8 protein-coding genes are annotated in these 6,413 nt (G+C 74.1%); 5 read left to right on the forward strand and 3 right to left on the reverse strand.

Annotated elements, in window-relative coordinates; genetic code table 11:
* Together HMPREF0731_RS06340 and HMPREF0731_RS06345 are read right to left on the reverse strand one after the other, a co-directional pair.
* The coding region (locus HMPREF0731_RS06340; RefSeq protein ID WP_007003224.1) for an aspartate/glutamate racemase family protein at positions 1 to 636 on the reverse strand (636 nt) is incomplete at its 3' end.
* 35 nt (positions 637 to 671) lie between these two features.
* Positions 672 to 1,460 carry a Fe(II)-2OG oxygenase family protein gene (locus tag HMPREF0731_RS06345; protein WP_040611973.1) on the reverse strand — a complete coding sequence of 263 codons (789 nt, stop codon included), beginning with the start codon at positions 1,458 to 1,460 and terminating at the stop codon, positions 672 to 674.
* 164 nt (positions 1,461 to 1,624) lie between these two features.
* Between HMPREF0731_RS06345 and HMPREF0731_RS06350 the strand changes: the two genes are divergently transcribed.
* Both HMPREF0731_RS06350 and HMPREF0731_RS06355 read left to right on the forward strand, forming a co-directional pair.
* Positions 1,625 to 2,791 carry a M20/M25/M40 family metallo-hydrolase gene (locus tag HMPREF0731_RS06350; RefSeq protein ID WP_007003225.1) on the forward strand — a complete coding sequence of 389 codons (1,167 nt, stop codon included), beginning with the start codon at positions 1,625 to 1,627 and terminating at the stop codon, positions 2,789 to 2,791.
* The gene (locus HMPREF0731_RS06355; RefSeq protein WP_007003226.1) at positions 2,791 to 3,366 is read left to right on the forward strand and encodes a DUF1349 domain-containing protein; all 576 of its coding nucleotides are present in this window, start codon (positions 2,791 to 2,793) and stop codon (positions 3,364 to 3,366) included. The genes HMPREF0731_RS06350 and HMPREF0731_RS06355 overlap by 1 nt, the downstream gene beginning before the upstream one ends.
* Before the next feature lie 13 nt (positions 3,367 to 3,379).
* Here HMPREF0731_RS06355 and HMPREF0731_RS06360 read toward each other — a convergent pair whose 3' ends face one another.
* Entirely contained in the window at positions 3,380 to 3,814 is a 435-nt protein-coding gene (locus HMPREF0731_RS06360; RefSeq protein ID WP_007003227.1) for a DUF1810 domain-containing protein, read from the reverse strand.
* Between the two features lie 124 nt (positions 3,815 to 3,938).
* Between HMPREF0731_RS06360 and HMPREF0731_RS06365 the strand changes: the two genes are divergently transcribed.
* The 3 genes from HMPREF0731_RS06365 to HMPREF0731_RS06375 are packed head-to-tail and all read left to right on the forward strand — an operon-like array spanning position 3,939 to position 6,184.
* Positions 3,939 to 4,808, forward strand: coding sequence for a DMT family transporter (locus tag HMPREF0731_RS06365; protein ID WP_007003228.1), 870 nt, complete (start codon positions 3,939 to 3,941; stop codon positions 4,806 to 4,808).
* The gene (locus HMPREF0731_RS06370; protein WP_007003229.1) at positions 4,805 to 5,647 is read left to right on the forward strand and encodes a DMT family transporter; all 843 of its coding nucleotides are present in this window, start codon (positions 4,805 to 4,807) and stop codon (positions 5,645 to 5,647) included. Before HMPREF0731_RS06365 ends, HMPREF0731_RS06370 begins: the two co-directional genes overlap by 4 nt.
* A gap of 51 nt (positions 5,648 to 5,698) precedes the next feature.
* Complete coding sequence (locus HMPREF0731_RS06375; protein ID WP_007003230.1) at positions 5,699 to 6,184, forward strand: glutathione peroxidase; 486 nt, start codon at positions 5,699 to 5,701, stop codon at positions 6,182 to 6,184.
* Positions 6,185 to 6,413: the final 229 nt, after the last annotated feature.

The raw sequence follows: 6,413 nt of genomic DNA on the forward strand, positions 1-6,413 counted from the left end.
CAGGGCCAGCCCCACCATCGCCTCGGCCAGCTTCACCGCGCAGGCGATGCCGTCCAGCAGCGGCACCGGGGCCGAAAGCCGCGCCGCCATGCCGGCCAGCGCCGCGCCGCCCAGGATCACGCTGTCCGCCCCCTGCGCCACCAGCCGGGCGATGCTCTCTTCCAGCATCGCCTCGACCCGGGCGGGGTCGGCCACCGCCTCCTGCGGCGTGGCGGGCAGGCCCTCCAGCGCCGCCAGCCGGGTGGACAGGCCGTGCCGCGCCACCAGCTCGCGATAGGTCTCGGTGCCGCCCAGCGTCACCAGGCCGAAGCGCGCCCCCGCCATGCAGGCGACCAGGCAGGCGGCCTCGGTCATGCCGATCACCGGGCAGGGCATGATCTGCCGCGCCGCCTCCAGCGCCGTGTCATGGCTGACCGCCAGCACCACCGCATCCACCCGCCCGGCCTGCTCGGCCAGCAGCTCCAGCAGCGCGTGGCCGGCGATGATGTTCTCCGCCCGGGTCGAGATGGCGGCGGCGCCGAAGCGCGGCGTCGCCGGGATGATCTCGCTGCCGGGGCTGGCCGCCGCCCGCGCCGCCTCGGCGCAGCGGGCGGTGATCGCCTCGGTGGTGTTGGCGTTGGCGACCAGGATGCGCATGCGGGCTTGGTTCCGTCAGGAGCGGTGGGCGGGGGTCAGTCCAGCGGCGCCAGCGCGGCGAAGGGGCCTTCCGCCAGGCGCGAGGTCTCGCCGCGCAGCGGCAGGCTGGCCAGCCCGGCCGGGCGGCTGGCCCAGACCAGGAAGGGGTTCACCGCCAGCAGGTCGCCCGGCCGCAGCACCAGCTTCAGCGCCAGGCCGGGGCGCTCCGCCACCTGCTCCAGCGCCGCCAGCGCGCCGCCGCAGGCGGCCGCGTCCAGCCCCGCGCGGTCGCAGCGCGCGGCGAAGACGCCGCCGGTGACGGCGAAGACCGGCAGCGGCGAGGCCGGCTCCCCCGCCTCTCCCTCCGCCGCGGGCGCCGGGGCCGGCAGGGCGCGGTAGAGCACCTCCAGCGCGGCGCGGTCGGCTTTCAGCAGCTCGTTGTGCAGGGCGGCGGCGGAGATCAGGGTGATCTCGGCCGATTCGCGGCACAGCAGCAGCAGCATGTCGCAGGCCTCGGTGTGGTAGGGGCCGGCGGGCTGCGGCACCGCCACCGGCCGGCCCAGCCGGCTGCCCAGCAGGCCGAGCAGCGCCGCCGATTCCGCCGGCAGCGGCAGGCCGCGCAGCAGGGCGAAGCCATGCCCGTTGGCCAGCCGCTCCACCAGCTGGCCCAGCAGCGGCGCCAGCCGCGCCAGCGGCGCGCCGGGGGTGGCCAGCGCCGTCTCGATCTCGGCCGCGATCTCGGCGCCCAGCGGCAGCATCCAGTCGGAGGGCGACAGCGCCGCCCCGGTCCAGAGATGCGGCCCGGCCTGTGGCGCGATGCGGCGGGGGGGCGTGTAATCGGTCATCGCCGCACATGATGGCGCAGCCTGGGCCCGGATGCAGCCCCCGCTTTGCCCGGCCGCCCCGCCACGGCCTGGGCGCGGCCGGGCGGCCGGGCCTTGCGGAGCCGGGCCCGAGGCCGCAGGCTGCCCGCCAAACAGGGCTGTCACTTTCTGGGAAGGAACCCCGCATGGACGCCGAGATCCCGCCGCGCGACGAGCCGGAGGCGCTGCGCGCCCTGGCCCTGCCCTTCGAGACGGAGGCGCTGCTGGCCGGGCTGCGCCCCTGGGTGGAGTGCGAGAGCCCGACCTTCGACGCCGGGGCGGTGAACCGCATGATGGCGCTGGCCAGCCGCGACCTGGCCATCCTCGGCGCGCGGATCGAGCGCATCCCCGGCCGCATGGGCTTCTCCGACTGCGTCCGCGCCCGCTTCCCGCATCCGGACGGGGAGATGGAGGGCGGCATCCTGGTGCTGGCGCATCTGGACACCGTCCACCCGGTCGGCACCCTCGCCCGCCTGCCCTTCCGGGTGGAGGACAACCGCGCCTATGGCCCGGGCATCTGCGACATGAAGGGCGGCACCTATCTCGCGGTGCAGGCCATGGCCGCCATCATCCAGGCCGGCATCGCGACGCGCCGCCCCGTCACCTTCCTGCTGACCGGCGACGAGGAGGTGGGCAGCCCCTCCACCCGCGACCTGATCGAGGCCGAGGCGGCGCGGCACGAGGTGGTGCTGGTGCCCGAGCCCGCCCAGCGCGATGGCGGCGTGGTCACCGGCCGCTACGCCATCGCCCGCTTCAACCTGCGTGTCACCGGCCGGCCGAGCCATGCCGGCGCCGCGCTGTCGGACGGGCGCAGCGCCATCCGCGAGATGTGCCGCCAGGTGCTGGCGATCGAGGCGATGACCAGCGAGGCCTGCACCTTCTCGGTCGGCGTGCTGCATGGCGGGCAATGGGTGAACTGCGTCGCCACCCATTGCGACGCCGAGGCCCTGACCATGGCCAAGCGGCAGGAGGACCTCGACCGCGCGGTGGAGAAGATGCTCGGCCTCTCCGCCCAGGGCGATGTGCTGCTGGAGGTGCGCCGCGGCGTCACCCGCCCGGTCTGGGAGCCGGATTCCGGCACCATGGCGCTCTACCGCACGGCGCAGACCCTGGCCGGGCGGCTCGGCCTGCCGCTGCCGCATGCCAGCGCCGGCGGCGGCTCGGACGGCAATTTCACGGGCGCCATGGGCATCCCCACGCTGGACGGGCTGGGCGTGCAGGGGGCGGGCATCCACACGCTGCAGGAACACCTGCTGGTCGACAGCCTGGTGCCGCGGGCGCGGCTCTTCGCCGGGCTGCTGGCCAGCGTCTGATGTTCGCGCGCGGGATCTGGCTGAACGAGCCCGCGCGCTGGCGGGATGACGGAGACAGCCTCTCCGTCACCACCGACCAGGGCAGCGATTTCTGGCGCGAGACGCATTACGGCTTCACCCGCGACAGCGGCCATTTCCTCGGTGTCGAGGTGGCGGGCGGCTTCACCGCGCAATTGCGCATCCGCGCCCGCTATGCGGCGCTCTACGACCAGGCCGGGCTGATGCTGCGGCTGGACGAGGCGCATTGGCTGAAGGCCGGCATCGAGTTGTCGGACGGCCAGGCCATGCTGGGCAGCGTGCTGACCATCGGCCGCTCCGACTGGGCCACCGCCGCCTATGCCGGGGACCCGGGCGATGTCTGGCTGCGGGCGACGGTGGCGCAGGGCGTGCTGCGGCTGCAGGTCTCGGGCGACGGGCAGCGCTGGCCGCTGCTGCGCCTCTGCCCCTTCCCGGAAGCCGGGCGCTACCGCGTCGGCCCGATGTGCTGCACGCCGGAGCGCGCCGGGCTGGAGGTGCTGTTCTCCGATTTCACCGTGACCGCGCCGCAGGGGCGCGACCTGCACGACCTCAGCTGAGGCGGCGCGCGGCTCACTCCTCCGCGTCGCGCAGCAGCGCCAGCGTCGCCGGATCCGGGCCCTTGCCGTGGAAGCGCGCCAGCGCGTCGCGGAAGCTGGCCTCCTGCGGCGCCACGGTGGCGAACAGCGTCAGGCAGGAGCGGAACTTCACATCGTCCGGGCTGCCGAAGATCTCCTGCGCCGAGCGGCCGGGCACCGCCAGCACCAGCGCCACCCAATGCCGCAGCCGCGCCCCCAGCAGCGGATGCGCCAGATAGGCCCGCGCCTCGGCGGCCGAGCCGATGCCGTAGCGCCGCGCCGTCTCGCTGCGGCCGAGGCCGCGCAGCTGCGGAAAGACGAACCACATCCAGTGGCTGCGCTTGCGCCCCTCGCCCAGTTCGCGCTCCACCTGCGGCAGCACGGCCTCCTGGGCGCGGAGGAAACGGTCGAGGTCGAAGGGATCGCTCATCCGCCGCAGATGGGGGCGCCGGGGGGCGGCGGGAACCGGCCTCGCGCGGACGCGACCGGCGGGGCCGTGCTTTCGCCGGTCTGCCCCTTTTCAAATCCCGCCCCTCCGTCATCCTGGCCGCAGAATGACCCTGCCCGGCAATCTGCGCGGCGCGGCCCTGATGGCCGCGGCCGCGCTGCTCTTCGCGCTGGAGGCGCTGTTCATCCGCTGGATGACCGCCCGCGGCATCCCGATCACCACCCAGCTGCTGTTCCGCTGCCTGGGCCAGATCCTGTGGATCGCGCCGAGCCTGATCGCCGCCGGGCCCGCCGTGCTGCGCACCGCGCGGCCGCTGCTGCACGGGCTGCGCGGCGCCTGCTCGCTGGCCACCTGGGGGCTGTATTACTGGTCGCTGACGCTGCTCGACCTCGCCACCGCCACGGTGCTCTCCTTCACCAATGTCATGTTCACCACCCTGCTCGCGGCACCCCTGCTGGGCGAGCGGGTGGGGGCGGCGCGCTGGGCCGGCACGCTGGTGGGGCTGCTCGGCATCGCCGTGATGCTGCGGCCCTGGGAGGCGGCGCCGGCCTCGGCGCTCGGCGTCACCGTGGCGCTGGTGGCGGCGGTCACCTGGTGCGGCATCACCCTCTCCTCCCGCCTGCTGACCCGCACCGAGGGCACGCTGACCATCATCGGCTGGGTCGGCGTGCTGACCACGGCGGGCATCCTGCCCTTCGCCCTCTGGCACTGGCAGCCGCTCGACCGGGGCGACCTGGCGCTGCTGGCGGGGCTGGCCGCCTTCACCCCCGGCATCCTGGTGCTGGTGACCGAGGCCTTCCGCGCCGGCGAGGCCTCGGCCGTCGCGCCCTTCCAGTATCTGCGCCTGCCGGTGCTGGCGGCCACCGGCTGGGCGCTCTATGGCGAGGCGCCGGACGGCCTGGCCTGGCTCGGCGCCGGCGTGATCCTGGCCGGCGCCCTGCTGGTCAGCCTGGCCGAGGCCCGGGCGCGGCGATGACCCCGCTGCTGCAGGCCGCCCTGCTGACCACCGCCGCCGCCTTCGTCTTCAACCTGGAGACGGTGCTGGTGAAGTATCTGGACGGGGTGCCGGCCACCACCATCCTGCTGGCGCGCACCGCCGGGCAGATCCTCTGGGTGCTGCCGCTGCTGCCGCGCGAGGGGCTCGGCCTGCTGCGCACCCGCCAGCTCGGCATGCAGCTTTTGCGCGGGCTGCTCTCCTTCGTCTCCTGGGGGCTGTATTACGTCGGCTTCCTGCGGCTGCCGCTGGCCACCGCCACCACCCTGTCCTTCACCTCGGTGCTGTTCGTCACGGCGCTGGCCGGCCCGCTGCTGGGCGAGCGCGTCGGGCCGCGCCGCTGGGCGGCGACGCTGCTGGGCTTCGCGGGCGTGCTGCTGGTGGTGCGGCCGGGGGTGCTGCCGCTGGACTGGCCGCTGGCCGCCTCGCTCGGCTCCGCCCTGTTCGGCGCCGGCATCGTGCTGACCACCAAGGCGCTCGCCCGCACCGAGCGCACCGAGACCATCATGCTCTATATCGGCCTGGTCGCCACCGCCGGCAGCCTGCCGGTGGCGCTGCCCTATCTGACCTGGCCGGGCTGGGGCAATGCGGCGCTGCTGCTCGGCGCCGCCATCCTGGGGCCGGCCGGCATGCATCTCTGGATCAACGCGCTGCGGCTGGCCGATGCCTCGTCGGTCGCGCCGGTCTCCTATGTGCGGCTGGTCTTCGCCGTCATGGCCGGGGCGCTGCTCTTCGCCGAGGCGCTCGACCTCTTCCTCCTCGCCGGAGCGTTGCTGATCGTGGGCAGCGCCATCTACATCACCCGGCAGGGGGCGCGCTGAGCCGGCGCCCCCGGCAGCCCAGATAGAGCACGAGACCGGAAGGAACGCCGCATGACCGCCCTGCCCCTGGACACGCTCTCGGCCCGACGCTCCGACGGCACCGAAACCCCGCTGGCGGCGTTCCGTGGCCAGGTGCTGCTGGTGGTGAACACCGCCAGCGCCTGCGGCTTCACCCCGCAATATGCCGGGCTGGAGGCGCTGCAGCGCGACTATGGCCCGCGCGGCTTCAACGTGCTGGCCTTCCCCTGCAACCAGTTCGGCCGGCAGGAGCCGGGCGACGACGCCAGCATCGCCGCCTTCTGCGAGACCCGCTTCCAGGCGAGTTTTCCCCTGTTCGCCAAGATCGACGTCAACGGGCCGCAGGCGCACCCGCTGTTCCAGGCGCTGAAGGCGGCGCAGCCCGGGCTGCTGGGCAGCGAGGGCATCAAGTGGAACTTCACCAAGTTCCTGGTCGACCGGCAGGGCGAGGTGGTCGGGCGCTACGCCCCGACAACGACGCCGGAGAAGCTGCGCGGGGCGATCGAGGCGCTGCTCTAGGCGCCACAGGAAAGAAAAAGGCCGGGGAAGGAATTCCCCGGACCCCTTCTTTTTTCTGCCAGTTGGGTGGCTGTGGCGGGCGGCCGGCAGCACCCCCAAAAACCGAAAAAAAGAAGAAGGGGTTGAGGGGAATTCATTCCCCTCACCTTCCTCTTTTCAGCCCGCCGGGCCATCGGGCGCGGGCAGGCCGGCGGTCAGGCGGCGCAGCAGCGGGTCGGCGGGCGGCGCG

This window comes from Pseudoroseomonas cervicalis ATCC 49957 (assembly GCF_000164635.1).
GTDB classification, from domain to species: domain Bacteria; phylum Pseudomonadota; class Alphaproteobacteria; order Acetobacterales; family Acetobacteraceae; genus Pseudoroseomonas; species Pseudoroseomonas cervicalis.